The 622-nt window shown below is 70.9% G+C and carries 2 protein-coding genes; both read right to left on the minus strand.

Annotation, left to right across the window (positions count from 1 at the left end; translation table 11 throughout):
* Positions 1-262: FAD-dependent monooxygenase (locus G3N93_RS41155; RefSeq protein ID WP_206135658.1), on the minus strand; the 262-nt coding region annotated here is incomplete at its 3' end.
* A partial coding sequence (locus G3N93_RS41160; protein ID WP_374196575.1) for a LysR substrate-binding domain-containing protein occupies positions 259-622 on the minus strand: 364 nt, incomplete at its 5' end. The genes G3N93_RS41155 and G3N93_RS41160, both read right to left, overlap by 4 nt.

The raw sequence follows: 622 nt of genomic DNA on the forward strand, positions 1-622 counted from the left end.
CCATCCGCGCGAACGTGACCCACGGCCCTTCGTAGCCGGCCGGCGCGCGGTCGATCACGCACTGGTTGTCGATGCCGAGCAGGCGCAGTTCGGCGGAAGCCGCGAGTCCGGCCATGCCGCCGCCGATGATCGCGACGTCGAGCACGCGTGTGCCGTCGGCCTCGCGCGGCGGCACCCACGACGGCGCGGGCAGGTCGAGCCAGCGCAGGTCCTGCGCGAGCCGGGCTTCGAGTGCTTGCAATTGATCGGGCGTCGTCGTCATGCCGCCTCCGGGCGTGTACGGCGCGACCGTGTCGTGCGAGTCTGGCGTGACGGGCGCTCGCTGCGCAGCCGGTCGCCGCGCAGCAATGCATCGTGCGCGGCAGCGTCGTGAAAGATCACGTCGTCGAGCAGCGCGCGCGTCGTACGGTGCAGTGCATCGAGCAGCGCATCGACGGCGGACGTGCGCGCCTTGCCGGCCGGCGTCGCTACGCCGAACGCGAACGGGATGTCGACATCGAGCGGGCGTGCGACGACGCCGTCTACCGGCAGTGCGACACCCGTCGCCGGATCGACGATGCCGATCCCGATGCCCGCACGCGCGGCCATCACCGCATTCAGCGACGCATTGGTTTCGATGAAT

This window comes from Burkholderia sp. Se-20378 (genome assembly GCF_017104665.1).
GTDB classification, from domain to species: Bacteria; Pseudomonadota; Gammaproteobacteria; order Burkholderiales; family Burkholderiaceae; genus Burkholderia; species Burkholderia lata.